General features: G+C 69.5%; 22 protein-coding genes and 1 tRNA gene. 17 read left to right on the top strand and 6 right to left on the bottom strand.

The window, feature by feature from the left end; genetic code table 11:
* The first annotated feature begins 3 nt into the window (after positions 1 to 3).
* From BN1193_RS10740 to BN1193_RS10725, 4 genes are all read left to right on the top strand, one after another.
* Positions 4 to 546 carry a YgaC family protein gene (locus tag BN1193_RS10740; RefSeq protein WP_040166315.1) on the top strand — a complete coding sequence of 181 codons (543 nt, stop codon included), beginning with the start codon at positions 4 to 6 and terminating at the stop codon, positions 544 to 546.
* On the top strand, positions 546 to 1,070 hold the full coding sequence (locus BN1193_RS10735; protein WP_052460655.1) for a DUF402 domain-containing protein: 525 nt from the start codon (positions 546 to 548) through the stop codon (positions 1,068 to 1,070). The genes BN1193_RS10740 and BN1193_RS10735 overlap by 1 nt, the downstream gene beginning before the upstream one ends.
* Positions 1,071 to 1,104: 34 nt before the next feature.
* Entirely contained in the window at positions 1,105 to 2,085 is a 981-nt protein-coding gene (gene galE, locus BN1193_RS10730) for a UDP-glucose 4-epimerase GalE (RefSeq protein WP_040166314.1), read from the top strand.
* A gap of 86 nt (positions 2,086 to 2,171) precedes the next feature.
* Complete coding sequence (locus BN1193_RS10725; RefSeq protein WP_040166313.1) at positions 2,172 to 3,383, top strand: MFS transporter; 1,212 nt, start codon at positions 2,172 to 2,174, stop codon at positions 3,381 to 3,383.
* 13 nt (positions 3,384 to 3,396) lie between these two features.
* Here BN1193_RS10725 and BN1193_RS10720 read toward each other — a convergent pair whose 3' ends face one another.
* On the bottom strand, positions 3,397 to 4,251 hold the full coding sequence (locus tag BN1193_RS10720; RefSeq protein WP_040166311.1) for a helix-turn-helix domain-containing protein: 855 nt from the start codon (positions 4,249 to 4,251) through the stop codon (positions 3,397 to 3,399).
* Positions 4,252 to 4,326: 75 nt separating this feature from the next.
* On the opposite strand from BN1193_RS10720, the gene ubiE reads away from it, so the two are divergent.
* The 5 genes from ubiE (at position 4,327) to BN1193_RS10695 (ending at position 9,122) form a co-directional block, all read left to right on the top strand.
* Positions 4,327 to 5,058 carry a bifunctional demethylmenaquinone methyltransferase/2-methoxy-6-polyprenyl-1,4-benzoquinol methylase UbiE gene (gene ubiE, locus BN1193_RS10715; RefSeq protein ID WP_040166310.1) on the top strand — a complete coding sequence of 244 codons (732 nt, stop codon included), beginning with the start codon at positions 4,327 to 4,329 and terminating at the stop codon, positions 5,056 to 5,058.
* Between the two features lie 9 nt (positions 5,059 to 5,067).
* Positions 5,068 to 6,129, top strand: a complete 1,062-nt coding sequence (locus tag BN1193_RS10710; RefSeq protein ID WP_040166308.1) for a polyprenyl synthetase family protein — start codon at positions 5,068 to 5,070, stop codon at positions 6,127 to 6,129.
* A 29-nt stretch (positions 6,130 to 6,158) separates the two neighbouring features.
* Complete coding sequence (locus BN1193_RS10705) at positions 6,159 to 7,544, top strand: FAD-dependent oxidoreductase (RefSeq protein WP_040166306.1); 1,386 nt, start codon at positions 6,159 to 6,161, stop codon at positions 7,542 to 7,544.
* 22 nt (positions 7,545 to 7,566) lie between these two features.
* Entirely contained in the window at positions 7,567 to 8,589 is a 1,023-nt protein-coding gene (locus BN1193_RS10700; RefSeq protein ID WP_094770441.1) for an alpha/beta hydrolase, read from the top strand.
* An 83-nt stretch (positions 8,590 to 8,672) separates the two neighbouring features.
* Positions 8,673 to 9,122: a hypothetical protein gene (locus BN1193_RS10695; RefSeq protein WP_040166304.1), complete on the top strand. Its 450-nt coding sequence runs from the start codon at positions 8,673 to 8,675 to the stop codon at positions 9,120 to 9,122.
* 9 nt (positions 9,123 to 9,131) lie between these two features.
* Here BN1193_RS10695 and BN1193_RS10690 read toward each other — a convergent pair whose 3' ends face one another.
* From BN1193_RS10690 to BN1193_RS18155, 4 genes are all read right to left on the bottom strand, one after another.
* Positions 9,132 to 9,800: a class F sortase gene (locus BN1193_RS10690; RefSeq protein WP_052460654.1), complete on the bottom strand. Its 669-nt coding sequence runs from the start codon at positions 9,798 to 9,800 to the stop codon at positions 9,132 to 9,134.
* Positions 9,797 to 14,089: a DUF7507 domain-containing protein gene (locus BN1193_RS18435; RefSeq protein WP_040166303.1), complete on the bottom strand. Its 4,293-nt coding sequence runs from the start codon at positions 14,087 to 14,089 to the stop codon at positions 9,797 to 9,799. Before BN1193_RS18435 ends, BN1193_RS10690 begins: the two co-directional genes overlap by 4 nt.
* A gap of 318 nt (positions 14,090 to 14,407) precedes the next feature.
* Entirely contained in the window at positions 14,408 to 16,294 is a 1,887-nt protein-coding gene (locus BN1193_RS18160) for a S1 family peptidase (protein WP_040166301.1), read from the bottom strand.
* A 265-nt stretch (positions 16,295 to 16,559) separates the two neighbouring features.
* A complete protein-coding gene (locus tag BN1193_RS18155; protein ID WP_040166300.1) occupies positions 16,560 to 18,134 on the bottom strand; it encodes a S1 family peptidase in 1,575 nt (524 codons plus the stop codon).
* Positions 18,135 to 18,303: 169 nt separating this feature from the next.
* Between BN1193_RS18155 and BN1193_RS10670 the strand changes: the two genes are divergently transcribed.
* Positions 18,304 to 18,723 (top strand): META domain-containing protein, encoded by a 420-nt coding sequence (locus tag BN1193_RS10670; protein ID WP_040166298.1) that lies wholly within the window; start codon positions 18,304 to 18,306, stop codon positions 18,721 to 18,723.
* A 108-nt stretch (positions 18,724 to 18,831) separates the two neighbouring features.
* Here BN1193_RS10670 and BN1193_RS10665 read toward each other — a convergent pair whose 3' ends face one another.
* Entirely contained in the window at positions 18,832 to 19,320 is a 489-nt protein-coding gene (locus BN1193_RS10665) for a YajQ family cyclic di-GMP-binding protein (protein ID WP_040166296.1), read from the bottom strand.
* 127 nt (positions 19,321 to 19,447) lie between these two features.
* Between BN1193_RS10665 and BN1193_RS10660 the strand changes: the two genes are divergently transcribed.
* From BN1193_RS10660 to BN1193_RS10630, 7 genes are all read left to right on the top strand, one after another.
* A complete protein-coding gene (locus tag BN1193_RS10660) occupies positions 19,448 to 21,331 on the top strand; it encodes a glycoside hydrolase family 13 protein (RefSeq protein ID WP_040166294.1) in 1,884 nt (627 codons plus the stop codon).
* A gap of 51 nt (positions 21,332 to 21,382) precedes the next feature.
* Positions 21,383 to 21,871, top strand: a complete 489-nt coding sequence (locus tag BN1193_RS10655; RefSeq protein WP_040166293.1) for an FBP domain-containing protein — start codon at positions 21,383 to 21,385, stop codon at positions 21,869 to 21,871.
* On the top strand, positions 21,868 to 22,776 hold the full coding sequence (locus tag BN1193_RS10650) for a PfkB family carbohydrate kinase (protein WP_040166291.1): 909 nt from the start codon (positions 21,868 to 21,870) through the stop codon (positions 22,774 to 22,776). The genes BN1193_RS10655 and BN1193_RS10650 overlap by 4 nt, the downstream gene beginning before the upstream one ends.
* A gap of 99 nt (positions 22,777 to 22,875) precedes the next feature.
* A tRNA-Tyr gene (locus tag BN1193_RS10645) sits at positions 22,876 to 22,960 on the top strand.
* Between the two features lie 221 nt (positions 22,961 to 23,181).
* Complete coding sequence (locus BN1193_RS18150) at positions 23,182 to 24,567, top strand: hypothetical protein (RefSeq protein ID WP_052460653.1); 1,386 nt, start codon at positions 23,182 to 23,184, stop codon at positions 24,565 to 24,567.
* Positions 24,568 to 24,617: 50 nt separating this feature from the next.
* Positions 24,618 to 25,409 carry an inositol monophosphatase family protein gene (locus BN1193_RS10635; protein WP_040166289.1) on the top strand — a complete coding sequence of 264 codons (792 nt, stop codon included), beginning with the start codon at positions 24,618 to 24,620 and terminating at the stop codon, positions 25,407 to 25,409.
* A 449-nt stretch (positions 25,410 to 25,858) separates the two neighbouring features.
* A complete protein-coding gene (locus tag BN1193_RS10630) occupies positions 25,859 to 26,710 on the top strand; it encodes a M23 family metallopeptidase (protein WP_230206486.1) in 852 nt (283 codons plus the stop codon).
* Positions 26,711 to 26,746 lie beyond the last annotated feature (36 nt).

Here is a 26,746-nt window from a genome sequence, read left to right as displayed (position 1 = left end):
CGCATGCAGACTCGCCCCGGCATCGGAACACCCGTCCGCGTCGCCTGGCGGAAGTGGGACGGCGCACCGCACTGGCAGCATGACACGGTGTACCTCGGTTCCGATGAGCACGGCGACTGGGTCGGGCAGTTCTCCGGCACTCGCAGCACGTGGCCGGGGCACGACTCCTATCCCTCCGACGACGTGGTCCGCCTCATCCCGTCCGATGGCCGTCATCTCCCCATGTTCAACGGGGAATCGGCGTCCTACGAGATCTACGTCGACATCGGTTGGGACATCGGCTGGGACACGGACGATGAGATCACCGGCATCGACATGGACCTCGACATCATCCGCGCGCGCGACGACCGCGGTGTCTGGGTCGACGACCGCGATGAGTGGGACGAGCACCGTGAGTCGTACGGGTATCCGGCCGCAGTGCAGGAATCGCTTGAAGCGCACGTCGTCGAGGTTCTCGAAGCCGTGCGCTCCCGCACCGCGCCGTTCGACGGCCCCACCGCCGAGCGCTGGCTGCGGCGTCTGCGCGACCTGCCCGGTACCCCGTGATGAGGTCGGGCAGTCCGGTCCGGCAGCGCTGGCGGAAATGGGACGGCTCGCCGCACTGGGAGCACGACCTGCGCTACCTCGGATCCGATGAGCACGGACTCTGGTTCGGTCAACCCGAGGGAAACCTCGCCCGCAGAGTCGGTGCCGAGTTTCGGAACCGGGCACACACCGCGATCCTGGTCCCGACCGCGGCGGATCACATCGTGTCGCTGTTCGCGGACGGCGCCGACGTCCGGGTGTACGTCGACCTCGCCCATGACGTCCGCTTCGTCGACGGGGAGCTCACCGCGGTGGACATGGACCTCGACGTGATCCGCGAGTTCGGCGGCCGCACCTTCCTCGATGACGAGGACGAATGGATCGAACACGCCGCCCGCTGGGCGTACCCCGCCGCACTGATGCGCGCGATCGAGGACCGAGCCGCCCAACTCCTCGCCGCCGTCGCCGCGGCCGACCCGCCCTTCGACGAGGCCACGCGCGAGCACTGGATCGCTCGCCTCACTGAGGTCCTCGCTGCCGAGTGATGGCCTTCCCGTCCCGATGGGAGAGGATGGGACCATGACGTGGCTTGTGACCGGCGGGGCCGGATACATCGGTGCTCATGTCGTCCGCGCGCTCCAGGAGGCAGGTCTGCCCCCGGTCGTGCTGGATGACCTCTCCAGCGGTCGACGGGAGTTCATTCCCGACGGCGTGCCGTTCGTGGACGGGACGATCCTCGATCGCGACCTCGTCGCGCGGACGATCGTCGAGCATGACGTGGACGGCGTGATCCACGTCGCCGGCTTCAAGTACGCGGGGGTTTCGGTGCAGCGCCCGCTGCACACCTACGAGCAGAACGTCGAGGGCACCCGCGTCGTGCTGGCGGCGATGGCGGACGCCGGCGTTGACAAGATCGTCTTCTCCTCGTCGGCGGCCGTGTTCGGAACGCCGGACGTGGCGCTCGTCACCGAGGACACCCCGAAAGCCCCGGCGTCCCCCTATGGGGAGTCCAAGCTCATCGGCGAATGGCTGATCCGCGACCAGGGCGTCGCGACGGCCGCGAGTGAGAACCCGCTGCGCCACACGTCGCTGCGGTACTTCAACGTGGTCGGCTCCGGTGACGAGTCCGTGTACGACGTCAGCCCGCACAACCTCTTCCCGATCGTCTTCGAGAAGCTGATCGCCGGCGAGACCCCGACGATCAACGGGGACGACTACGACACCCCGGACGGCACGAACGTCCGCGACTACGTCCACGTCGCCGACCTGGCCGCCGCGCACGTCGTCGCCGCCCGCCGCCTCGCCGCCGGCGAGACTCTCGCTCCCGCGTACAACCTCGGCTCGAACAACGGACTCTCCGTCCGCGAGATCATGGACGCCATGGCGCGCGTCACCGGCGTCGACTTCACGCCGGCGATCGGTCCGCGCCGCGCCGGCGACCCGGACCGGATCGTCGCCACGGGTGAGCTCGCCGCACAGGACCTGGACTGGGACAACCGGTACACCGTGGACGAGATGGTTCGCTCCGGCTGGGACGCCCGCCGCGCCGCCGCCGCCTGACGCCCGCCCCGCCGCGCCGGACGATCGGTCCGGTGCGGCGGACGTCCGGTGGGGTGCGGTCCTCGCCCGTCGACGAACCTGGAATCGTGACCACAGATACCGCCCCCCAGACCATCCCGGCGTCGGATACGACGCAGACCCTCAGCCGCGCTCGCGGACTGGCCGCCCTCGTCGCCATGGCGTTCACGAGCTTCATCCTGATCACGGCCGAGTTCCTCCCCGGTGGACTGCTGATCCCGATCGCCGCGGAACTCGGGGTCACTCCGGGGCAAGCCGGGCAGACGGTGACGGTCACGGCGTTCGCGGGCCTGCTCGTCGCCCCCACGATCGGGACACTGCTGCCGCGCGCCGATCGTGCCCGCGTGATGGTGCTGCTCGCCGTGCTCGCGGCCGCGTCCGATCTGGCCGTGGCGTTCGCGCCCTCGATCACCGTGCTGCTGCTGTCGCGCTTGCTGATCGGAGCGGCGATCGGAGGGTTCTGGGCCCTGTCGCTGACCGTGGTCGCCCGGATCACCTCCGGCCGCGACGTCGCACGCGGCATGATGATCGTCAACATCGGCAACACGCTGGCGACCGTGATCGGTGTTCCGCTGGGGATCTGGGCCAGCGGTCTGCTGCCCTGGCGGGAGGTCTTCGTCGCCGCCGCGGTGATCACCGCAGCGGTCGCCGTCCTTCTCGCCATCGCCCTCCCGCGTGTGCGGCCGCAGCGTTCGGAGGGACTGCGCGGCTTGGTCGTCGTGCTGCGTCGCTCGGGTGTCGCCCTGGCGCTGTCCGGGCACGTCCTCGTCGTCCTCGGACACATGGCCGCCTACGCCTTCATCCGCGTCGCACTGGAACGGGTGCCGGGAATCGAGGGACCCGGCACGGCGCTCATGCTCACGGCGTTCGGAGTCGGCGGGTTCGTCGGCAACCTCGTGATCGGCGCCATCGCCGAGCGGTTCCTCCCCGTGCTCCGGCTGGCCGTCCCACTGGGACTCGGTGCGGCACTGATCGTGCTCGGGATCCTGCCGGCGCTGCCGGTCGCGGCGATCGCGGTCACCGCCTGGGGTGCGTCCTTCGGCGGTTGGCTCGTCGTGGTGAACACCTGGACCGCGCATCGTCTCCCGGACCGGCTTGAGGCCGGTGGGGGACTGGTCGTGGTGGGCTTTCAGCTGGCCATCACCGTCGGCGCGGCCGTCGGGGGTGTGATCGTGGACTCCCTCGGCGCCGGATCGCTGCTGGTGGCCGCCGGCGCCGTGACGATCATCGGCGGTGTGATCTTCGCCGGCGCCCGGCAGCGCACCCCCGATCTCGCCTGATCCGCCGTCTCGGTCAGGCGAGGGCGACGAGCGCGTCCGACCGCCACGCGGAGGGAGCGACCCCGGCGTGGCGGCGGAAAGCGCGGCGGAAGCCTTCGTCCGAGTCATAGCCGAGGCTGCGGGCCACGGCCGAGACGCTTCGGCCGGCCGCGAGCAGGCGCTCGGCCTGCGTCATCCGTGCGCGGGTGGCGTATTCCGCGGGCGTCGTGCCGAAGCACCGGCGGAAGCGTTCGGCGAAGGCCGTGCGACTCATGGCGCTGAGGGTGGCGAGTTCGGAGACCGTCCACGGATGCGACAGGTCCTGGTGGATCGCGGCGACCGCTCGCTGCAGGAAGGGATCGGACGTGCGCGTCGGCCAGCCTGCCGGCGCACAGCCGGCCACCGCCCACAGGCGTACCGCGACGGACAGGATCGTCGTCGCGATGCGCGCGCACACGACGCTGTCCGCGGGGCCCTGACCACGACGGCGACCGCTGCCCAGCGAACCGGCGAGCTGAGCGATCGCCGGCTCCCGCGCCGCGAACCGACTCAGCACGAGCGTATCCGGCAACGGGGCCGCAGCCGTCGGTGTCCGAACCGGCTCGACCGCGCCGATGACGGCCAGGGCGCGTCCGCCACGCGGCACGACCGTCGCCGTGCTCAGCGGGGTGGCCAGCAGCAGATCGCCGGCCTCGAGTCGGTCCGGACCGTCCTGTGTTCCGGCCACGTGGGCCGATCCGGAAAGGAGGAAGAGGAACGTGCCGTGGCCCTCCTGCCCGAGACGCAGTCCCGACGACGGGATCTCGCGGTCGGCGGCACCGGTGACTCGCCATTCCGACTCGGCCAGGAACTGATCCAGGAGGGCGGGCACCACGACGGTCTCACTCATGCCACCGCCAACACCCCGGCCACGTGCACCATTCCCGACGGCGCTCGTCGGAAAGCGGCCGCGTAGACTCGCCTGGTGAGCCCCGACCAGCACAACCGTGCCGACCTGCACAAGGACCCCGCCCGCGTGAGCGGCATGTTCGATCAGGTCGCACCCGCGTACGACCGCACCAATCTTCTGATGACGGTGGGCAATGAGAAGCTCTGGCGCGTGGCCACGCACCGCGCCATCGATCCGAAGCCGGGTCAGCGCATCCTCGACCTCGCCGCCGGGACCGGGGCGAGTTCGGTGAGCCTCGCCCGCAGCGGTGCACACGTGGTCGCGGGGGATTTCTCCCCGGGCATGATCGCCGAGGGGCGGCGCCGCCACGCCGGAGAACGCAATGTCGAATTCGTCCACGCGGACGCGACCGACCTGCCGTTCGATGATGACGAGTTCGACACCGTGACGATCTCCTACGGACTGCGCAACGTGAACGACCCGAAGCGTGCGATCGCCGAGATGCTGCGGGTCACCAAGCCGGGTGGACGCCTGGTCATCACCGAGTTCTCGAAGCCGCCGTCGCCGTTCTTCGCCGGTTTCTACCGGTTTTACAACGCCCAGGTGCTCCCGCGCGTGGCGCGGATCATCTCCTCGAACGCGGACGCCTACGAGTACCTCAATGAGTCCATCGCCGACTGGCCGGATCAGAAGACGCTGTCCGGATGGATCCGCGACGCGGGTTGGACGAACGTGGCCTACCGCAACCTGTCATTCGGGATCGTGGCGGTGCACCGGGCCACCAAGCCGCTCGTCGGGGACCGGTAGGCTGGACCGGTGACTCCGAGCCCATCCGCGCCCGGCTCTCGCATTGCGAGCCGCCTCGGTACCAGCGACCGCATTTTCGCGGGCCCGCGTTCTCGGAAGCTCCTGAAGGCCGTCGAAGCGGGCCTCGAGCGCGTGGAGGCGGGCCTGGCCGAAGACCTTCGGGTCACCTCGCCGGTCGCCGATTCCGCCAGCCGTTACCTCCTCGAGGCCGGTGGCAAGCGCATGCGCCCCATGCTCACGCTCCTGGTGGCGCAGTTGGGTGACAGCGACAACGAGCACGTCATCGACGCCGCCAAGGCGCTGGAGATGACCCACCTCGGCTCGCTCTACCACGATGACGTCATGGACGGCGCGGACCGCCGCCGCGGTGTGCCGAGCGCTCACGCGGTGTGGGGCAACAACGTCGCCATCCTCACCGGGGACCTGCTGTTCGCCCGTGCCAGCCAGCTGATGGCGGGCGCCGGTGAGCGTGCCATCAGGCTGCAGGCGGACACCTTCGAGCGCCTCGTCCTCGGTCAGATGAACGAGACCGTCGGCCCCGGCGAGGGCGACGATCCCATCGACTTCTACATCCAGGTGCTCGCGGACAAGACCGGGTCCCTGATCGCGGCGGCCGCGGCCTGCGGGATCATCTTCTCCGGAGCGCCCGACGAGTACGAGGCGGCCGTGCGCGAGTACGGCGAGAAGGTCGGCGTCGCGTTCCAGCTGCTCGATGACGTCATCGATCTGTCCCCGTCCGCGCAGGAGACCGGGAAGGTCCCCGGGACCGACCTGCGCGCCGGAGTGCCCACCATGCCCTTCCTGCTGCTGGCGCGTTCCAGCGAGCCCGCCGACCGCGACCTGGCCGCCCGCATCCGTGCCGGTCAGGAGCGCGTCGCCGCCGGGGAGGACCCGATCACGCTCGACGCCGAAATCGACCAGCTCCGGGAGAACGCGGTCACGGACCGCACGCGCGACCTCGCGCGGCAATGGTCCGCCGAAGCGGTCGCGGCTCTGGACGTGCTGCCGCGCGGCGCCGTGCACGAGGCGCTGCTGCGCTTCGCGGACGCCGTCGTCGACCGCGCCGCCTGACGTCGAATTCGAATACAAGGAGATTCATCATGAGCAAGTTGCGCCTGGCCATCGTCGGCGCCGGACCCGCGGGCATCTACGCGGCGGACATCCTGCTCAAGGCGGAGCGCGACTTCGACGTCTCGATCGACCTGTTCGAGAGCCTGCCGGCGCCCTACGGGCTCGTCCGATACGGCGTCGCCCCCGACCACCCCAGGATCAAGGGCATCATCAACGCGCTGCGCGATGTGCTGGACCGAGGCGACATCCGCATCTTCGGCAACGTCAACTTCGGGGTGGACATCACCCTGGACGATCTGAAGGAGCACTACAACGCCGTCATCTTCGCCACCGGCGGACAGCGCGATGCGCACCTGAACATCCCCGGCATCGACGCCGAGGGCTCGTACGGGGCCGCGGACTTCGTCAGCTGGTACGACGGACACCCGGACGTTCCGCGGTCGTGGCCGCTGGACGCGTCCTCCGTCGCCGTCGTCGGCAACGGGAACGTGGCCCTCGATGTCGCCCGCGTTCTGGCCAAGCACGCCGTCGACATGCACGTCACCGAGATTCCGGACAACGTCCACGACGCGCTGCGGGACAGCAGCGTGACCGACGTGCACGTGTTCGGCCGGCGCGGTCCCACCGCCGTGAAGTTCACCCCGCTCGAACTCCGCGAGCTCGGCGAGGTGCCGAACGTGGACATGGTCGTCTACGACGAGGACTTCGACTACGACGAGGCCGCGCAGGCCGCGGTCAAGGGCAACAAGCAGGTCATGGTGATGGACCGCATCCTGCAGTCGTGGCGTCAGCGCCCCACCGTGAACAACGCCCCCGGCGAGGCGCCGCGACGGCTGCACCTGCACTTCTTCGCCAACCCGGTCGAGATCCGCACGGATGACCAGGGACGCGTGGCCGGCTTCGTCTACGAGCGCACCGCGTCCGACGGTGCCGGTGGCGTCGTCGGGACCGGTGAGCGCCGCGAGATTCCGGTGCAGCAGGTGTACCGGGCGATCGGGTACTTCGGCTCGCCGCTGGAGGGCGTCCCCTTCGACGAGCGCCGTGGTGTGATCCCGAACGCCGGGGGTCGGGCCCTCGTGTCCGCCGAATCCGACGAGCAGCTGGCGGGCGTCTACGCGACAGGGTGGATCAAGCGCGGTCCGGTGGGGCTGATCGGCCACACGAAGTCGGACGCGATGGAGACGATCACGAACCTCATCGCGGACCGCGACTCCTGGTGGGAGCCGACCGCCTCCGCCGAGGAATCCATCCCGGCGCTGCTGGCCGAGCGCGGTGTACGTTGGACGGACCTCGATGGCTGGCACCGCCTGGACGCGCACGAGCTCGAACTCGGTGAGGCCGAGGGGCGCGTACGGGTCAAGGTCGTTCCGCGCGAGGACATGGTCGACATCTCCCGCGACGAACGCACCGCCTGAAACATCGCGGACGGGGGACAGGGTGGCCGAGATCGAATGGACCGAGGACGTCCTCGGCTCGCCGTTCCAGCAGCTGACGCTGCCGTTGGCTCCCGACGAGGAGGGTGAGGTCGTCGCGACGCTGGTGCGGTTGCTCCCCGAGGGGCGCTCGTGGTGGCGTACCGCGCTCGGTCGGGATCACGCGGCCCTGGACGACGTGGACGTCCTGTATGTCCACGGCTGGTCCGACTACTTCTTCCAGACGCGGCTCGCCCGGTTCTGGACAGCTCGCGGCGCACGTTTCCACGCGCTCGATCTGCGCAAGTACGGTCGCAGTCTGCGCGATGGGCAGAGCCCGGGATACGTCTCGGACCTCGCAATCTACGACGAGGACATCAAGCACGCGTTGTCCGCGATGGGGTGGAGCGCGACGGACGGACATCCGAACCGTCGACTGGTGCTGTTCGGCCATTCCACAGGTGGACTGACGCTCAGCCTGTGGGCTGCACGGCACCCGGGTATCGCCTCCGCGGTGGTTCTGAACAGCCCCTGGCTCACGCTTCAGCTGCACGCCATCGGCCGCGCGGCCGTGGCCCCGATCCTGCACCTGTCGGCGCGGCTGGCCCCGCTGGACCCCGGCCCGCAGCTCGATCTCGGCTATTACACGCGCGCGCAGGCCGAGGTCGCCGATCCCGAGGACCCGATGCCGGAGATCAATCTGGCATGGCGCCCCCAGCAGACCATGCCGGTCCGCGCCGGGTGGCTGCAGGCGGTGGCGGCGGGGCAGACCACCGTCCAGTCCGGACTCGGCATCCCCGTCCCGATCCAGGTCCTCCTCTCCCAACGCTCGGTGATCCCGACGCGCTGGAGCGAGGAACTGACGCGGGCGGACAGTGTGCTGGTCGTGGACGACATCGCCAAGGCCGCCCTGCACCTGGGTCCGACGGTCACACTTGACCGCATTGACGGCGCTCTGCACGACGTCTTCCTGTCGCGCCACGAGGCTCGCAACGACGCCTACGCACGTCTGGGGCGGTTCGCGGACACGCTGGCACGCTCGCGCTGATCCGAGCCGTCCGGGCGTCGATCGTCGGAGGCTGTTGCGCCGCGCCCCTACCGCCGAGGGCGTGAAGGGCGTATGACAGGGACATGTTCTTCTGGTCCGTCGCTCTCATCCTGGCCGCGGTGCTCATCGTGGTCGTCCTCATCGGGTCCACGGCGGCGGTGCGCGCGGCTGATCGGCTGGACCCTCTCGCTGTCCTGGACGGCACCGGAGCGCACGGCATCGATCAGCCGGCGGACGGAGACGGTCGTGCCACGTGGATGCGTCGTCTCGGCATCCTGACCGTCGTGCTGGGGGTGCTGGCCGCGCTCGTGACGCTGTTCCCGGAGCGCGACCCCGGGGTCGCCACGTCCTGGGCCGCGGTGGTGGTGCCGTGGTTGGCCGCGGTGTCCGCCTTCTGCCTGGCGCTCGCGTACGACCCCCGCTCCGGTGGCGAGCGGGGCACCCTGATGCGGCTGGTGATCCTCGCGGCCGCCGGGCTGGCGTTCCTGATCGGACTGATCGCGCTCGTGCAGACTCTCACGCACGCCACGTGACCGCGCCGGTCAATGCCCGCTCGCGGGGCGCTCGGCCGTGATGACGAGATTCTGCGTCGATGGCCCGCCCTCGGGGCGCTGCAAGCAGGTGATCACCACGAGTCGGTCCGGGGTGTTCGCCCAGACGCGGGTGTCGTGGGCGAGGTCGGACTTTCGAATCGTGCGGGCCTCGGTCACGGTGTACACGACGCCGGCGACGTCGATCTCGGCTCCTGCGCCCACGCTCGAGCGTTGCTCGTCGACGTTGATCAGTGCGTTTCCCGGGCCGATCGCACCATCGCGCAGCGAGTGCATCGCGATGTAGACGGTCCCCTCGGCGGCGTGGGCGGGGGAGACGCCGAGATTGCGCACCGCGTAGGCGGACGTGAATCCCGGGGGCGTGATCGTGTTGTGCACGAGCGTGAGCTCGCCGAGTGCGACATCCAGCCCGACGGAGGGCACGACGAACCGCTCGCCGGTGTCCGCCGTGGGGTTCATCTCGCGCGCGATCGCGGGGGTGAGGTCGCTGCCCGCGTCCAGAGTCACGGTCCGTCCGGTCAGATCGACGCCGTGGACGAGATCGTCCGTGCGGGGAGACAGCAGCATGCCGACGATCACGACCACAGCACCCGCGAGCACAGCGGCGGCGACGAGGGCGGGCGCCTTCCATCGGCGCGTCGACGCCGTGGCTGCGCTCACGATCGATCCCTCCGGATCACAAGCACGGTCGTCAGCGCGGAGAGGATCATCAGCGCGGCAGCGGGTCCGGCCCACCACGGTGTCGTGGGGACGGCGGAGCCACCGGTGTCCACATGCGGCCCGGCGGTGTCTCCGGCAGCGAGAATCTCCAGCGTCGACGGCGGGGAGGTGATCGGCGTCTCGTCATCGACGGGCGTCGCACCGACCACCGCGGTGTTGCTCAGTTCTCCCGATTCCAGATCCGCCGCCGTGACCGTGTAGGTCGCGTGGCACTCGATCCGTTCACCGGGCGCGAGCGTGGCGGTCGGGCAGACGATGGCGGACAGCTCTCCGGTCCCGGTGAAGTCCGTATCGCTCACCTCGAGATCGGTGATGGTGACCGAACCGGTGTTCTCCACGCGGAAGATGTACGTGACGATCTGGCCCACGGCGGACACCTCCGCCGTGTCCGCGGTCTTCGTGATGGTGACGGACCGGTCCGGGTCCGCCGTGACGGCGGCGTCATCGGGGGCGGACTCCGTCGGTTCTTCCGCCCCCGGTGCCGTTCCCGATCCGACCGCGGTGTTCGTGACGCCGCCTGCGTCGATATCCGCCTGGGTGACCGTGTAGACGGTGGTGCAGGTGAGCGTCTGGCCGGGCAGGATGCTCGCGTCCGGGCAGTCTGGGGGCGGGAGGATGCCCGTTCCGGTGAAGTCCGTGTCGTCGATGGTCACGCCGTGGAGAGAGACATTGCCGGTGTTCGTGACGACGAAGGTGTAGGTGACCTCGTCGCCCGCTGCGGTGACCGTGGCAGGATCGGCGGTCTTCGTGAGCGTGAGTGCGGGAGCGGGGTCCGTCGGCACTTCGGCGGTTGATTCGCTCGAGGGGACATCCTCGCCGTCGGGCGCGGTGCCGGTCGCGATCGCGGTGTTGCGGACGATACCGGCATCGATGTCCGCCTGGGTGAGGACGTAGGTGGCGGTGCAGGTGGTGGTGGCTGCGGGGGCGAGGGTGGTGGTCGGGCAGTCGATGGCGGAGACGTCACCGGTGCCGGTGAAGTCGGTCTCAGTGACGGCGATGTCATCGAGCGTGGTGTTGCCGGTGTTGGTGACGACGAAGGAGTATCTGACGATGTGTCCGGCTGCGAAGTCCGCCGCTTCGACGTCGGCGCTCTTGACGATGGTGAGGCCGGGGTTGGCCGGGGTGTTGACGGTGGAGTCGTCGGGTGCGGACTCGATGGGTTCTTGGTCGTCGCCCGGCGGGGTCCCGTGACCGGTGGCGGTGTTCGTCAGCGAGCCTGTGTCGATGTCGGCTTGGGTGAGGACGTAGGTGGCGGTGCAGGTCGTGGTGGCTGCGGGGGCGAGGGTGGTGTCGGGGCAGTCGATGGCGGAGAGGTCCCCGGTTCCGGTGAAGTCGGTTTCGGTGACGCCGACGTCGGTGAGGGTGACGTTGCCGGTGTTGGTGAGCAGGAACGAGTACGTCACGGTCTCACCGGCGGTGCTGACGGTGGTGGGGTCGGCGGTCTTGACGATGGTGAGGCCGGGGTTGGCCGGGGTGTTGACGGTGGAGTCGTCGGGTGCGGATTCGATGGGTTCTTGGTCGTCGCCGGGTGGGGTGCCGTGTCCGGTGGCGGTGTTGGTGAGGGTTCCGTTGTCGATGTCGGCTTGGGTGAGGGCGTAGGTGGCGGTGCAGGTCGTGGTGGCCGTGGGGGCGAGGGTGGTGGCCGGGCAGTCGATGGCGGACAGGTCCCCGGTTCCGGTGAAGCCGGTTTCCGTGACGCCGACGTCGGTGAGGGTGACGTTGCCGGTGTTGGTGAGCAGGAACGAGTACGTCACGGTCTCACCGGCGGTGGTGACGGTGGTGGGGTCGGCGCTCTTGACCAGGGTGAGGGCGGGGTCGGCGGGAGTGTTGACGGTGGAGTCGTCGGGTGCGGATTCGATGGGTTCTTGGTCGTCGCCGGGTGGGGTGCCGTGACCGGTGGCGGTGTTGCGGACGTCACCGGCGTCGATGTCCGCCTGGGTGAGGACGTAGGTGGCGGTGCAGGTCGTGGTGGCCGTGGGGGCGAGAGTGGTGGTCGGGCAGTCGATGGCGGACAGGTCCCCGGTTCCGGTGAAGTCGGTTTCGGTGACGCCGACGTCGGTGAGGGTGACGTTGCCGGTGTTGGTGAGCAGGAACGAGTACGTCACGGTTTCACCGGCGGTAGTGACGGTGGTGGGGTCGGCGGTCTTTGCGAGGGTGAGGGCGGGGGCCGGGGCAGCGGGGATCTCAACACTGGACTCCGGTGAGGTCACATCCGTGCCGCCGGGGTCTGATCCGGTCGCGGTCGCGGTGTTGCGCACCACCCCGGTATCGATGTCCGTCTGCGTCAGCGTGTACGTCGCCGTGCAGACGGTTTCCCCACCGCGAGGAATGACGTCCTCCGGACAGACGATCGCGGACATCGTGCCGGAGCCCGTGAAGGCGGTCTCGTCCACGCGCACTCCGCTCAGGGGCACGTTGCCGGTGTTCGTCACCCGGAATGAGTACGTGATCGTCTGACCGGCGACGAAGTCCTCCGGTCCGGACGGGTCGGCGGACTTCTCGATGCCGATGGACGGATCCGGGATCACGTTCAGCGGGTTGGAGAGCGTGACATCGGTCGAGCCGGTCTCGCCGACCGTCACCGGGTTCTCGGAGAACTCCGGGTCTCCCCACGTGTGCCCGTCGACGTTCGTGCGATCGGCTTCCGCCAGCGTGACGACGGCACCGGTCGGGATACGATCCGTCGTCGTGGCGGTGCCGTTCGGTGCGACGGTGAGTTGCCCCTCGCCTGCCGGATAGCCGTTGGGGGTACCGGCGGCGTCCACGCTCGCCGGGACGTACTCGCCGGCCGGGTACGAGTAGTTGACGGTGAAGGTCGTATCCGGTGGTACGGCGGCCGGGTCATCGCCGGTGACGGCCTTCGTGACCGACAGCAGGGCGGATTGGTACGTCGGTGTGACCGCCGTGGAGTCGTCGGACACGGCGACCCCCGCGCTGGAGGTGCCGCTCACCGCAGCGGTGTTGGTGATCGCGCCGGCCGCGGTGTCCGCCGCTGTGACCTGCGCGTACGTGCCGAAGCACGTCATCGACGAGGCGGGTTCCAGGGTCGTCTTCGGGCAGGTGATGTCGGGGACCTTCGGGTCTGTGACGACCAGATCATGCAAGGCTTCGACGCCGCTGTTGGTCACCAGGAAGCTGTACGGGACGCTGTCGCCCTCCGTGAAGACGGTCTGGTCCGTCCCGCCGACGTCGAGGTGGTTCACGGTCTTCACCAGGTTCACCGCGCCCAGAGGATTGACGGATTCCACGGACTCGAGGCGGACCAGATGCACCTGTCGCCCTGCACCGGTGGCCGCCCCGAAACCCATCTTGAGTGTTGCCGGTGCAGCCGTGCTCAGCTGCTCCTGGATCAGGACGGTGCCGTTGATGTCGAGCGTGATCGTGGGGTAGGGATCGTCCGGCGTCGTGGGCGAGACCGTGACCGTCACGAGCTGCGGTGTGCCCTGGGCGCCGCCCGGCGCCACCGCCGGGGCGTTCACGAGGGCGGCGTAGGGCGTGTTCTTCACGAGGCAGTATCCTTCGACGCCGTTGCCGGGACCGCGAAGTGCGACGTTGTTGGGCTGTTTGACGTTGCCGTTGGCCGTCGGACATGAGGCTCCGACGTTGGGTTGGGCGGAATAGTTGCCGAAGACGTCCAGACCGACCCCGAGGTAGCCGTTGTCGACACCCGGCGACACCCCACCCGGGGCGACCGGGGTGACGAGGCTGGCGTAACCGAGGGCGCCACCGTATGCACCCGGCTCGGTGAGTGAATACGACCCGTCGGTGAGGAACACGCTGATGCCGTCGGCTGCGCTGGAACCCGTGTCGGTCGGCGGGTCCGCGTACTGATAGGCGTAGAACGACACCCTCAACCCCGCGGTGTTCGGGAAGGCGCGATTGAGGACGGCTGCCCCCGACCGGTAAGTGGAGTTGTCGGTCAGCTGCAGGAAGCCGTCGCTCCCGGAGCCCATGTTGGTGGGCGAATCCACCACGTGCGTGCATCCGCCGAGGTCAGACACTCCGCTCGGTGCCGCCGATCCCGGCACTGCTGCGGTCAGACATGCGTCGCCGAGGGCGAGCCAATTCGGGTCCTGGGCGGTGGGCCCCTGGAACGTCTCGGTGGACAGCGTCGATCCGGTCGCCGCGTGAGCCGTGGGCGCCGGCGTGACGGCGATCGCCAGGAAGACGGTGGTCAGACCCAGGAGGGCCGCGGCGAGTCTCGACCGGGGGGAGGGACGGGAGGACATGTCGATCGAACTCCTCGGGTGTGGGGAAAACCGTGGGGTGCTGTCGGTGTCAGGGGGGCGGACGCCGCGCTCGCGCGGCGGCGTTTTTCAAAGCGCTTGTTTCTTCGACGATGCTCTCTGGGCCGAGGGCGTGGGGCTCGACGCGACGCTTTCCGACTCTGCCGCTGTGACCCTCCGTAAGTGGGTGGGTCACAGCGCGTGCCGGCTCGGAATCAGATGCGTGAGACTCCGAGGCACATTACGGACCGTGATCGCCGGCAGGGACGCCGAGAGGGCCCGTGGCGTATGCCACGGGCCCTCCGTTCTGATCAGTTCAGATCAGTGCTGTGTGTTGCTCAGCGCTTGGCCGCACGGATGCGGCGGGCGGCGAGCAGGACGGCTCCACCGAGGAGCGCGGCCAGTGCACCGACACCGACGCCGATGGGGGCGTCCTGACCGGTGACGGGCAGGCCCGGGCCGGCGGTCTTGGTCGGCGTTGCGGTCGGCGCGGTCGTCGGCGGCGTCGTCGGGATCGGCGTGGCCGTCGCGGTCGCGGTGGGCGTCGGCGTGGCCGTCGCGGTCGGCGTCGGGGTCGGCGTGGCCGTGGCGGTCGGCGTCGGCGTCGGCGTCGGCGTCGGCGTGGCCGTCGCGGTCGGCGTCGGCGTCGGCGTGGCCGTCGCGGTCGGCGTCGGCGTCGGGGTCGGGGGTGGGCGGCGCGGGCGGCGGCGGGGGCGGCGTGGGCGTGGGGGTCGGCGGCGGCGTCGGCGTCGGCGTCGGCGTGGCCGTCGCGGTCGGCGTCGGCGTCGGCGTGGCCGTCGCGGTCGGCGTCGGCGTCGGGGTCGGGGTCGGCGTGGCGGTCGGCGTCGGGGTCGGCGTCGGCGTCGGGGTGGCCGCGGTGATCACGACGTTGGACTCGACGGACGCGGACTTGTTGTAGCCGTCGTCCTTGGCCAGAGCCGAGAAGCTCCAGGTGGTTCCGGCGTACGTCTTGCCCGCTGCTGCGGCGTCGGCCGGAACGTTGAAGCTCCAGTTGCCGGAGTCGTCGATCTTCGTGGTGATCTGGTCGCCCGAAGCCGGGGTCACGACGAGGGTCTTACCGGCGGGGCCGGTACCCTTCACGGCGCCGCCCGGAGCGACCTCCGCACCCTTCGCGGTCGTCACGACCGGAGCATCGATGAACAGCATCACCGTGTAACCACCCGTGTGGGAGAGGCCCGCCTGCAGGTCGGCGCCGAAGGTGAGCTCGTTGCCCGCAGTGTCCTCCGCGCCACCGGTCAGGGTGCCGACGGCGGTCTCGCCGACCCACATCGCGCCACCGGAGTCACCGTGGTCGCTGTGGTTGGTGGACGCGAAGCCGTAGACCCAGCGGGGGTCCTTGTCGGGAGCGTTGTCGTCACCGATGTAACGGTTCCACACGTCGACGAACCGCACGGTGCCCTTGTCGTAACCGGTCGTACGGCCGGCGCGCTCCAGGGTGTCGCCGATCTTGGCCTTGCCCACGGCCGTGATCTTGCTCGAGCCCGCGTAGAGGTCGCCAGTGCTGGCCGTCGTCCAGTTGGTCACTGCCGGACGCGCGGTCAGAGCCGAGTTCGTCAGCTTCCAGGCCGAGATGTCGATGGAGTTCTTGTCCTGGTTCGCGCCACCGCTGTTGTTCGCTCCACCGAACTGAGCGAAGTCGAGGCTGCCGAGCGAAGCACCATCGACCCAGCCCGGACCACCGGCGGCGGGGTCATCAGCGGGGTTGGAGAGGACGCTCGTGGTGTTGGCGCCGTCCGAGGTGCAGTGACCCGCCGAGAGGAAGCCCGGGGCGCCGGAGGGCGTCCAGGCCGAGAAACCGATGGAGCACGCGAACGTGCCGGCGCTGCCGTGCATGATGTAGCCGGCGCCGCCGACCACGTCATCAGCGGAGTACAGCTCCGGAGCCGCCTTCAGCTGCACGATGACGACGTTGTCCTTGGCGGCGAGCGCCTTGGCCTTGCCCTCGAGCTTGCTCTTGGCGACCGTCGTGAACAGAACGACGTTGTTGTCGGCATCCTTACCGACTGCCGTGACGTCTTCCTGCTCGGTCATGACGGCCTTGGCCGTGGCGTTGTACGCCTCACCCTCAGTGGGAGCAAGGTCCGCCGCGTCGGCCTGAGCCGCGAGCGGGACGAGGCTACCAGCGAGCGCGAGCGTCAGTCCTGCGGTCGCGCCGATGGCGCCGACGCGAATGGTGCTGCGTTTCATGGTCTCTTCTCTGAATCGATGGGAGGACACCAACCGACCGAGAGACTGCGCAGTGTGAACCGATCGCCGTCCCCCAGGGCGCTTGGCACTTCGAGAAACCATAGACGTATGTATGCATCACATGAAAATCGAGGGCTCCGAATTCGGTGGTCGTTCGATGAGGAACCTTTCACGCACTTCGAAGACGTCGTGGGTCGCGGCCTGGTGGAGACGCCGAGAGGGCCCGTGGCGTATGCCACGGGCCCTCCGTTCTGATCAGTTCAGATCAGTGCTGTGTGTTGCTCAGCGCTTGGCCGCACGGATGCGGCGGGCGGCGAGCAGGACGGCTCCACCGACGAGCGCGGCCAGCGCACCGACACCGACGCCGATGGGGGCGTCCTGACCGGTGACGGGCAGGCCCGGGCCGGCGGTCTTGGTCGGCGTTGCGGTCGGCGCGGTCGTCGGCGGCGTCGTCGGGATCGGCGTGGCCGTCGCGGTCGCGGTGGGCGTCGGCGTGGCCGTCGCGGTCGGCGTCGGCGTCGGCGTGGCCGTGGCGGTCGGCGTCGGCGTCGGCGTCGGCGTCGGCGTGGCCGTCGCGGTCGGCGTCGGCGTCGGCGTGGCCGTCGCGGTCGGCGTCGGCGTCGGGGTCGGCGTCGGCCGGAACGTTGAAGCTCCAGTTGCCGGAGTCGTCGATCTTCGTGGTGATCTGGTCGCCCGAAGCCGGGGTCACGACGAGGGTCTTACCGGCGGGGCCGGGACCCTTCACGGCGCCGCCCGGAGCGACCTCCGCACCCTTCGCGGTCGTCACGACCGGAGCATCGATGAACAGCATCACCGTGAAACCGCCGGTGGTCGCCAGACTCGTCTCGAGGTCGGCGGCGAAGGAGTACTCATTGACTCCGTCGCTTGCGCCACCCGTCAGGGTGCCGACGGCGGTGTGGCCGACCCAGAACGCGCCGCCGGAGTCGCCGTGGTCGCTGACCGCTGTGGTGGCGAAGCCCTTGACGAAACGCTTGTCGGAGCCGGGGTTGTTCTCGTCATTGTCGTAGGACAGCCACAGGTCGACGGCGACGACCTTTCCGGACGTGTGTCCGGTGGTACGACCGGACCGCTCGGCGGTGTCGCCGAGCTTCGCCTTGCCGACCGAGGTGATCGTGGTCGAGCCGGCGTACAGATCGCCGGTGCTCGCCGTCGTCCAGTCGGTCACTGCCGGACGGGCCGTCAGGGCGGCGTTGGTGATCTTCCATGCGGAGATGTCGACCGAGTTGTTGTCGCCGTCGGCGCCGAGCGTGTTGCCGGGGCCACCGAACTGCGAGAACTCCAGCTGACCGAGGGATTCCGTCTCCACCCAGCCGGGTCCGCCGTTCGCCGGATCCTTCGCGGGGTCGGACAGAATGCTGGTCGTGTTCGCCCCGTCGCTGGTGCAGTGGCCGGCGGAGAGGAAGCCGGGGTCGCCGGTCGGCGTCCATGCCGAGAAGCCGATGGAGCACGCGTACGTCCCCGAGGGGCCGTTCATGATGTAGCCGGCACCGCCGACGACGTCGTTCTTCGAGTACAGCTCGGGCGCAGCCGTCAGCTGCGTGACCACGGCGTTGTCCTTCGCGGCGAGATCCGCTGCCGCACCGGTCAGTTCAGACGCGGGCACCGTGGTGTAGAGAACGACGGTGTCGTCGGCGCCGACACCCACACCACGGAGGTTCGGGTCGCTGGTCAGAGCGGCCTGGGCGGCCTGGTCGTATGCCGCGCCATCAGTGGGGGCGGCATCGGTCTGGCTCGCCTGAGCGGCGAAGCCACCGGCGAGGGCAAGGGTGATTCCTGCGGTGGCGCCGATCGCGCCGACGCGAATTGTGCTGCGGTTCATCGTCTCTTCTCTGCATCGTTGGAGGACACCAGACGCCGGTTCAGAACCGCGATCAAACCCACCTCGCGGTGCCCCGTACATATGGCACTTGTCCCAAAATAGGAGAAGATCGAGATGACCAGTGAACTTTGGCCGGATCAGGCCGAAATAGTTTGATGAGGAAGTTCCAATGAAGAAGATTCTGATCGCCGGTGCAGCGCTCCTGCTGACCGGACTGGCCTTGACCGCATGCGGTACGCCGACGGCCGGCGGAGGTGAATCCTCTCCGACGGGCGGACTCGGCAGCTCGGACGCGCAGGTCGCTGCCCTCGACTCGACGAAGTGGTCGGCAGACGGTGGCAAGCCGTTCCTCGAGTTCGCGTCGGACGGCTCGTTCAGCGGCAGTGACGGGTGCAACAGCCTTCTCGGCAAGTACGCCGCCGACACCGATCGCGACGGTGTGAAGCTCTCCCAGGTCACCTCCACGCAGAAGGCGTGCAAAGGCGTGGACGATTGGCTCCGTAAGGCCCGCGCCGTGCAGGTCGACGGCGACACGCTGACCGTGCTGGACAAGGACGGTGGCAAGATCGGTCAGCTGCCGCGCAGCTGACTCATCCGGAGGGCGCGAACGTGACCGGGCCGGTCGGCGGTGCAGCATCGCCGACCGGCCCGTCCTCAGCGGGAGCGACGAGCCGACGCCGGCTGTCCGCTCGCCGTCTTATCGGTAGTTGACGAACTGCAGGTCGACGTCGAGGTCGGCGGCCTTCAGCAGACGAATGACCTCCTGCAGATCGTCGCGGCTCTTGGACTGCACGCGCAGCTCGTCGCCCTGGATCTGACTCTTGACGCCCTTCGGTCCCTCATCGCGGATGATCTTGCCGATCTTCTTGGCGTTCTCCTGCGAGATGCCGTCCTTGAGCGTGGACACGATGCGCACCTCCTTGCCGGAGGGCGTCGGGTCACCGGTCTCCAGGCTCTTCAGCGAGATGCCGCGCTTGATGAGCTTCGACTGGAACACGTCGAGGACGGCCTTGGCACGCTCCTCGGAGTTCGCCTTGATCAGGATCGACTCGCCGGACCACTCGATGGACGCATCGGTGCCCTTGAAGTCGTAGCGCTGCTCGACTTCCTTGCGTGCCTGGTTGAGGGCGTTATCGGCCTCCTGGTGGTCCACCTTGGAAACGATGTCGAACGAACTGTCAGCCATGCGCCCAGTGTATCCAGCAGGTGTCCGCGTGAGGGGCGCAAGCGCGCGGCGCGTGTGTTGTGAGCTGCACCTAGACTGTGGCGCGGCGACGGCGTTCGGCACAGCGCCGTCGCCGGGAGAGGTACCCGTGACGCACCCCCTGCCCCACCATGACGGCTCCCCGCTGTACGTCTCGGATTCCGCTCCGGCCCTCGGCGACCAGGTGCGGGTCCGCGTACGCGTGCCGGAGACCTATGGGCCGTTGCGTGCTGTCCGCACCCGGTCGAACCCCGACCACGAGCCGGCCTGGACGGACGCGACCCGCGTCGGCTCGACGCCCGGCTGGGAGTGGTGGGAGGCCGAGGTCCGTGTCGCGAACCCGCGGCACGGGTACCGGTTCGTCTTCGTGCACGAGGACGGCGCCGTGCACTGGCTGAATCAGTCCGGCCTGCACACGGGGGAGACCCTGGACGCCGAGGACTTCGCCCTCGTCGCCCACCCGGCTCCGCCCGCCTGGCTGCACACGTCAGTGATGTACCAGATCTTCCCGGACCGCTTCGCGCGATCCACCGGTGCGGATGATCGTCCGACGCCGGACTGGGCGATTCCGGCGGCATGGACGGATCCGGTCGACCCGGTCATGCCGGGACGGGTCGCGCAGTTCTACGGCGGCGATCTGGACGGCATCATCGAGCACCTCGACCACCTGCAGGGGCTCGGTGTCGACCTGGTCTACCTCACGCCCGTCTTCCCGGCCGCGTCGAACCACCGCTACGACGCGTCATCCTTCGCCACAGTCGACCCGTTGCTCGGCGGGGACGAGGCGTACCAGCGCCTGATCGCGGCGGTCCACGAGCGCGGGATGCGCATCATCGGCGACCTCACCAGCAACCACTCCGGTGACCGGCACGAATGGTTCCGAGCCGCGTACGGACATCCGGATGCGCCGGAGAGTTCCTTCTATTACTTCACGAACGCGGACAACACGGCCTATGAGTCGTGGCTCGGCTACAGCAGCCTGCCGAAGTTCGACTGGTCCTCCGCGGAGCTCCGCCGCCGCTTCATCGAGGGCGCGGACTCGGTGGTCGCGCACTGGCTGAAGGCCCCGTTCGGCATCGACGGATGGCGCATCGACGTCGCCAACATGACCGGGCGGCTCGGCGCGATCGACCTGAACGCGGACGTTCGGCAGACCCTGCGGGAGACGATGACGGCGGTCAACCCCGACACGATCCTGCTCGGCGAGTCGACGAACGACGCGCAGAGCGATCTGCAGGGCGACGCCTGGCATGGTGCGATGACCTACCCCTCGTTCACCCGTCCGGTGTGGGGCTGGCTGAGCGAGCCCACCGGCACCCCCTACCTCGAAGCGGACGGTTCCACGTCGACCGAACCATGGTTCTTCACGCAGCCGATCGGAGGGATTCCGCGGTATGACGGCGCTGAGGTCGTCGCGGCCATCACCCGCTTCACCGCCGGGATCCCGTGGCGTGTGCGTCTTGGCAACATGCAACCGCTGGACACGCACGACACCGCACGGTTCGCGACGAACGCCGCTCCCGGCACGATCCCGGTCGCCGTGGGCCTCGCGATGACGCTGCCGGGTCTTCCGGTCGTGTTCGCCGGCGACGAGTTCGGTCTCACCGGTGCCGACGGCGAGTCCAGCCGAACGCCGATCCCGTGGGACAGCCGCACCGACCCCGCGATCACCGAGCGGATGGCCCTGTACCGCGAGCTCATCGCGCTGCGTCGGGACCACGCCGTGCTCGCGACCGGTGGCCTGCGGTTCGTGCACGCCGGCGCGGAGGCGATCGTGTTCGTCCGGGAGTCCGCCGACGAGACGGTGCTCGTCCTCGCCGCGCGCGGCGCGGCGGCGATCGAGCTCGACCCGCTCGCGCTGTCCGGGGTCGAGGATGCGGAGCCGCTGACCGGCGAAGCGCTGCTCGCCTTCGGCCACGACGGCGGGGTTCTCCTCGAGTGCGACGGGCCGACCTTCGCCGCCTGGCGCCTCCCCGGCGTTCATGTCGTGTGACGCGTGTGCACGGGCGTCGTCATAGACTGACGATCCCGTCCCGGAGGTTCCATGCGTCCCCTGACCGCCGACGACGCTCGCGCGTCGCTCGTCAACGCCACCGACACCGACCGTCGGCTTTTCGAGGTGCCGACCGCCTTCCTCGTGCACGACTGGGACCACACCGACTTCACCGGTTTCCAGCATCCGCATGACGCCCATCGGCCCTTCCTCTTCGTGGAGTTCGACGACCGTGTGTACGGCGTGGTGCTGCGTCCCGCGTCCGGCAACTCGCGGGCCCGCGCCGGACTGTGCGACATCTGTCACCTCATGCAGCCGGGTGATCAGGTCACCATGATGACGGCCCGCCGCGCGGGGGCCGCCGGTGCGCGCGGTGACAGCGTCGGCGCCTACATGTGCCGGGATCTGTCGTGCCACGACAACGTGCGGTTGGCGCACCCGCTGGCACCGGGGGAGGTGCGCGGCAGCGTCGACCATCGCATCGACGGCACCCGCGCCCGTGCCGAGGCGTTCGTCCGGCGCGTGGTGGCGGACTCATGACCGGACGCGTGGTCGTCATCGGTGATGCGCTCATTGACGAGATGCGAGACGAGCACGGCGTGCGCGAGTTCGTCGGGGGAGCGGCGCTGAACGTCGCGGTCGGACTCCGTGTGCTCGGCGTCCCGGCGACGCTCATCGCCATGGTGGGTGACGACGAGGCGGGGGACCGGATCCGCACGGTCTTGACCGACGCCGGTGTCGAGTTGATCGCCACTCCGGCATCGCTCGGCTCCGCACGCGCGATCAGCGAACGCGGTCCGAGCGGGGAGCCGCGCTATACCTTCAACCCGTCCGCGCAGGGTCGGCGGATTCGCTACGGCGCTTCCGAGCGCGCCGCCATCGCCGCGGCGCCGTTGGTCGTGATCAGCTGCGTCGCTCTCGACGATCGGGAGCAGACCGCCGACCTTCTCGCGGCGCTCGCCGACGCTCCGCCGGTCCTGCTCGACCCGAATCCGCGCGCCGGGATGATGAACGACCGCGCGGAGTTCGTTCGAGGGTTCGCCGCGGTCTCTTCCCGGTCCGCTCTCGTGAAGGTCGGCGACGATGACGCCGCGTTGCTGTTCGGCATACCACTTGCGGACCTGACCGCGCGGTTGCGCGCCGACGGCGTGCCCGCGGTGCTCGCCACGGCCGGAGCGGGTGGCGCCACGGTCGTCGCTGGCGGTGTCGACGTTCGCGAGCCGGTCGCCGTGCTGCCCGGGCCGATCATCGACACCATGGGCGCCGGTGACGCGACCCTGGCGTCCGTCGCCGCCTCCCTCCTGGCCGCGCCGAATCCGGACCAGGTTGAGTGGTCTCATGCGCTGCAGCGCGCCATGCTCGTCGCGGCCGCCACCTGTCGGCACGCGGGAGCTCTCCTGCGCGTGCCGAAGGACGGTCCCGAGCTCGATCACATCGGAACATGAATTACCGACCGACCTGGCGATTTCACGCCGGGCCCGGTTACCGGTAATATCGTTACTCGCGCCTCTGCTTGTCTGTACAAGTCGGGCGGATGCGCACCTGGCGAGTTACCCAAGTGGCCAAAGGGAGCTGACTGTAAATCAGCCTGCACTGCATTCGGGGGTTCGAATCCCTCACTCGCCACCAACAGATCGAGAACGGCCCGGACCGCTGAGCATCAGCATCCGGGCCGCTACCGTTTCCGGTGGACCCGCGAGCGGTGACGTGCCGGCGGTCGACACCGGACAGCCGCTCCTCCCCGGGTCGTTTTTCTGGCTGCCGGGGAGGAAATCCGCGTCGCGATGGCCGTCAGTGGCACGATGGACGCAGGGGGGCGGTGTCCGGCTGCTCCGGAAGGAAGGCGCGTCATGAGCGACAAGCAGTCCACCTCTTCCAATCAGACCCGGCTGGTGCGGGGCGCGATCTGGATCGCCATCGGGGCCATCGTCCTGTCCGCCATCGTGTGCGTGATCTGGGTGATGATCGGTGATCAGAACGACATCATCGGGCGCGCGTTCCTGACCATCCTCCTGCTGACGGCGTTCGCCGGTGTCAGCCTGCTCGAGGTGAGCCTCGCGGAGAACCGGCCGCAGTGGTTGGTCGTCGCGAGCATGGCGGCCTGGGTCCTGTGCCTGCTCGCCGGTGCCATCAAGATCTGGGTTCCGGACCCCGGCGACGCCGAGTGGGGCACCGGTGCCGCACGGTTCTTCGAGTTCGTCGGCATCGTCCTGGTGGTCCAGCTCGTCCTGCTGCACCAGCGGATCATGTGGAAGGCCGCACAGCGCGTGCCGAGCACGTTCAATCGTGCCGTGACGTGGGCGACGTCCGCGCTCGTGGTGGTGCTCGGTGCGCTCCTGGTCTTCAACCTGCTGTTCCCGCGCAACTTCACCTACCCCGAGATCTACTGGCGCATCGTCATCTCGCTCGCGATCCTCGGCTTCGTCGGCTCGGCGCTGATGCCCTTGGTCAACGCGCTCTTCGCGCCGAAGCGGCCGCGACCGGCGGTCGCCTCGGCGTGGCCGACGTACGCTGACGGCCGGACGCCCCTGCCCGCTCTCCCGGACGGTACGCCGGACACGCAGGCGTACTTCACCGGACGTGCCACCGTGGCCGGTGTCGCGGCGCGTCCACAGCAGGCTCAGCACGCGCAGGTCGCGGCCGCGCCGGTGCGCCCGGACGTCGCGGCATTCACGTCGCCGGGCGCTCCGGGTTATGCGGGGCAGGCGCCAGGTCAGCCGGGATACTCCTACCCGGCGCAGGCTCCCGCCCAGCCCGGATATCCGAGTCAGGCTCCGTCCCAGCCCGGATATCCCGGTCAGCCTCCGGCTCAGCCCGGATACGTCTATCCGGCGCAGGCTCCGGTCCAGCCGGGGTACGCGGGTCAGTCTCCCGCTGGACCCGGGTACGGCTATCCGACGCAGCCGGCCGTGCAGCCTGGGTACGCGGGTCAGGCTCCGTCCCAGCCCGGGTATGCCTACCCGGCGGGCGGCGCGCCGGGATACCCCGCCGCGCCGGTGAACCCGGCGTACGGTCAACCCTCGCCGCCGAGTGGCCCGAGGTCGCAGCAGTTCCCGGTCCCGCCGCAGAATCCCGCATCCGTCGGCCCACGGCCGGCAGAACCTCAGCGTCCGGCGAACGCCCCCGCGTCCGCACCTGTGCCGCCGCCGGTCGTGCCCGGCGCGACCCCTCCGCCGCCTGCTGGGGCCGCTGCCGGCGAGCCGCACGTCGGCGGTGATGAGGACACTCCGGAGTGACGCGGCCTCCATGTCCGGGTCCGGCCGACCCGGCACCATAGGGTGGCTTCATGGATCTCGCCGCGCTGCACGCGTTCGCCCTTGACCTGGCCGCCGATGCGGGGAGCCTCGCAGCATTGCGGCGCGCGGAGGGCGTCGACATCGCCGCGACGAAGTCGACACTCGCCGACATCGTGACGGCGGCGGACCGCGAGGTCGAAGGGCTCATCCGTGAGCGCATCGAGCGGCACCGCCCGGACGACGGCTTCCTCGGTGAGGAGACCGGTCACACCGCCGGAACGAGCGGCATCACCTGGATCGTCGACCCCATCGACGGCACCGTCAACTACGCGGCGGGTATTCCCCTGTACGGAGTCAGCATCGCCGCGGTCACGGGGGAACCGCGTCCGGGGGAGTGGACGGCGCAGGTCGGCGTGGTGGACGTGCCGGCGACCCGCGAGCGGTTCCACGCCGTCGCCGGGGGTGGCGCGTGGCTCGGAGACCGGCGGCTTCACGTCACCGCGGATCGGGAACCGGCGGGGGCTCTCCTGGCCACCGGGTTCGGTTACGACCGCGCCACGTACACCGCTGATCTCGCGCTGCTGGCCTCGGCGATGCCCCTGGCTCGCGGCATCCGCCGCATGGGTGCCGCATCGATCGACCTCGCCTATGTGGCCGCAGGCCGGATGGACGCCTACTTCGAGCGCGGTCTGAAGCCGTGGGACCACGCCGCCGGGGCACTGCTGGTGACCGAGGCCGGGGGGGACGTCGCGATCCTCGAACCCGATGCCGAGCGGCCCCTCATCGTGGCCAGTGCCGCGTGGGTGACGGAGGACCTGCGGGCTCGTCTCGACCAGGTTTGAACAGAAGTCGTGCTCACCCGATTCTCTCGGGCGTGAGCCGGTAGTGTTCTACCCGTTGCGTCGTCTCCCCACCGACGGACGCGACCCACCCCATCCGATGCGCCATCTGCCCCCGGCGCATGACCCGAGGCCCCGCATTGTCGTCTGAACACCCCCACCACGGTGCTTCCCGCGTGCCCGAGACGTCCGGTGCCACTCCGGCCGTGACCCGTCGCTCCCTCCGTGAACGTGGTTCCGAGACCGTCACGGCACCGGCTGAGACACCGGTCGCTCTCACTCGCCGCGCCGCCCGGGGTGCTCTCCGGGCGCCGTCGGCCGCCGTGGGCGACGGCGCGCTCGCGCCCGCGAATGAGCCGGACTCATCCCTCCTCGCGACGCGCCCGATCGACACCGCAGTGTCGCGCGCGGAGGCTCCGTCCGGCCCGGAGGGGGCGCCCCAAGCTCCCGCAGTGGAAGACGTCAGCGTCCCGGCGGCGGATGAGTTCGCCGCCGCGTCGGCGATGTTCGGGGTCGCCGCCGTACCACCGGCCGAGCCGGAGGTCGCGCTCGCGGACGAGCCCGCGCCGGACTACCTCGGCACCGAGCCCCGACGCGCGCGGTCCAACTTCCGCCGCGTCACGACCACCTCGCTCTCGGTCGGGGTGATCGGCGTCGCCTGCGCTCTCGTGGTGGGCATGGCGCTGCCCGGGTCACCGCTCGTCGTCGCGGAGGGGTCCCGGGAGACCTCAGCGGTCCCTGCCGAGGCAACGGATGCCGGGATCCCGGCGTTCGTCGTCTCCGATCAAGCGCTGAACACGGACGTGGAGCGGTCCGGGGACTACCAGGTTCTGACCGGCGCGCAGGTGGCTGCGGAGACCGGAATCGCATACTCGACCGCCGTCTTCATCAACGATCCGACGGCTGCGATCCAGTGGCCCTTCGCGGTGGGAACCGGGATGTCCTACGGCTACGGCGTGCGCGACGGTGTGATGCACGAGGGGATCGACTTCACCCCCGGCGACGGTGCTCCGAACCAGGCGATCGCGGACGGCGTCGTTCGGCTCGCGACCGAGAGCGATTCCGGCTACGGCGTGGGTGTTTACATCGACCACATGATCGACGGTCAGCTCATCACGAGCCACTACGCGCACATGCAGTACGGCTCCCTGAAGGTGAAGACGGGGGACACCGTCAAAGTGGGTGATCCCATCGGTCTGACCGGCAACACAGGGCACTCTTTCGGTGCCCATCTGCACTTCGAATTGATCGTCAACGGCCAGACGATCGACCCCATGCCGTGGCTCAAGGAGCATGCCGGTTAGTGGTCAAGAAGCGCGAGAAATGCATGCTATTCTCGT

Source organism: Microbacterium gorillae (assembly GCF_000826185.2).
Classification (GTDB): domain Bacteria; phylum Actinomycetota; class Actinomycetes; order Actinomycetales; family Microbacteriaceae; genus Microbacterium; species Microbacterium gorillae.
The sequence above is the reverse complement of the archived record's forward strand: the minus strand, read 5'-3'. Positions and strand labels throughout refer to the sequence as shown.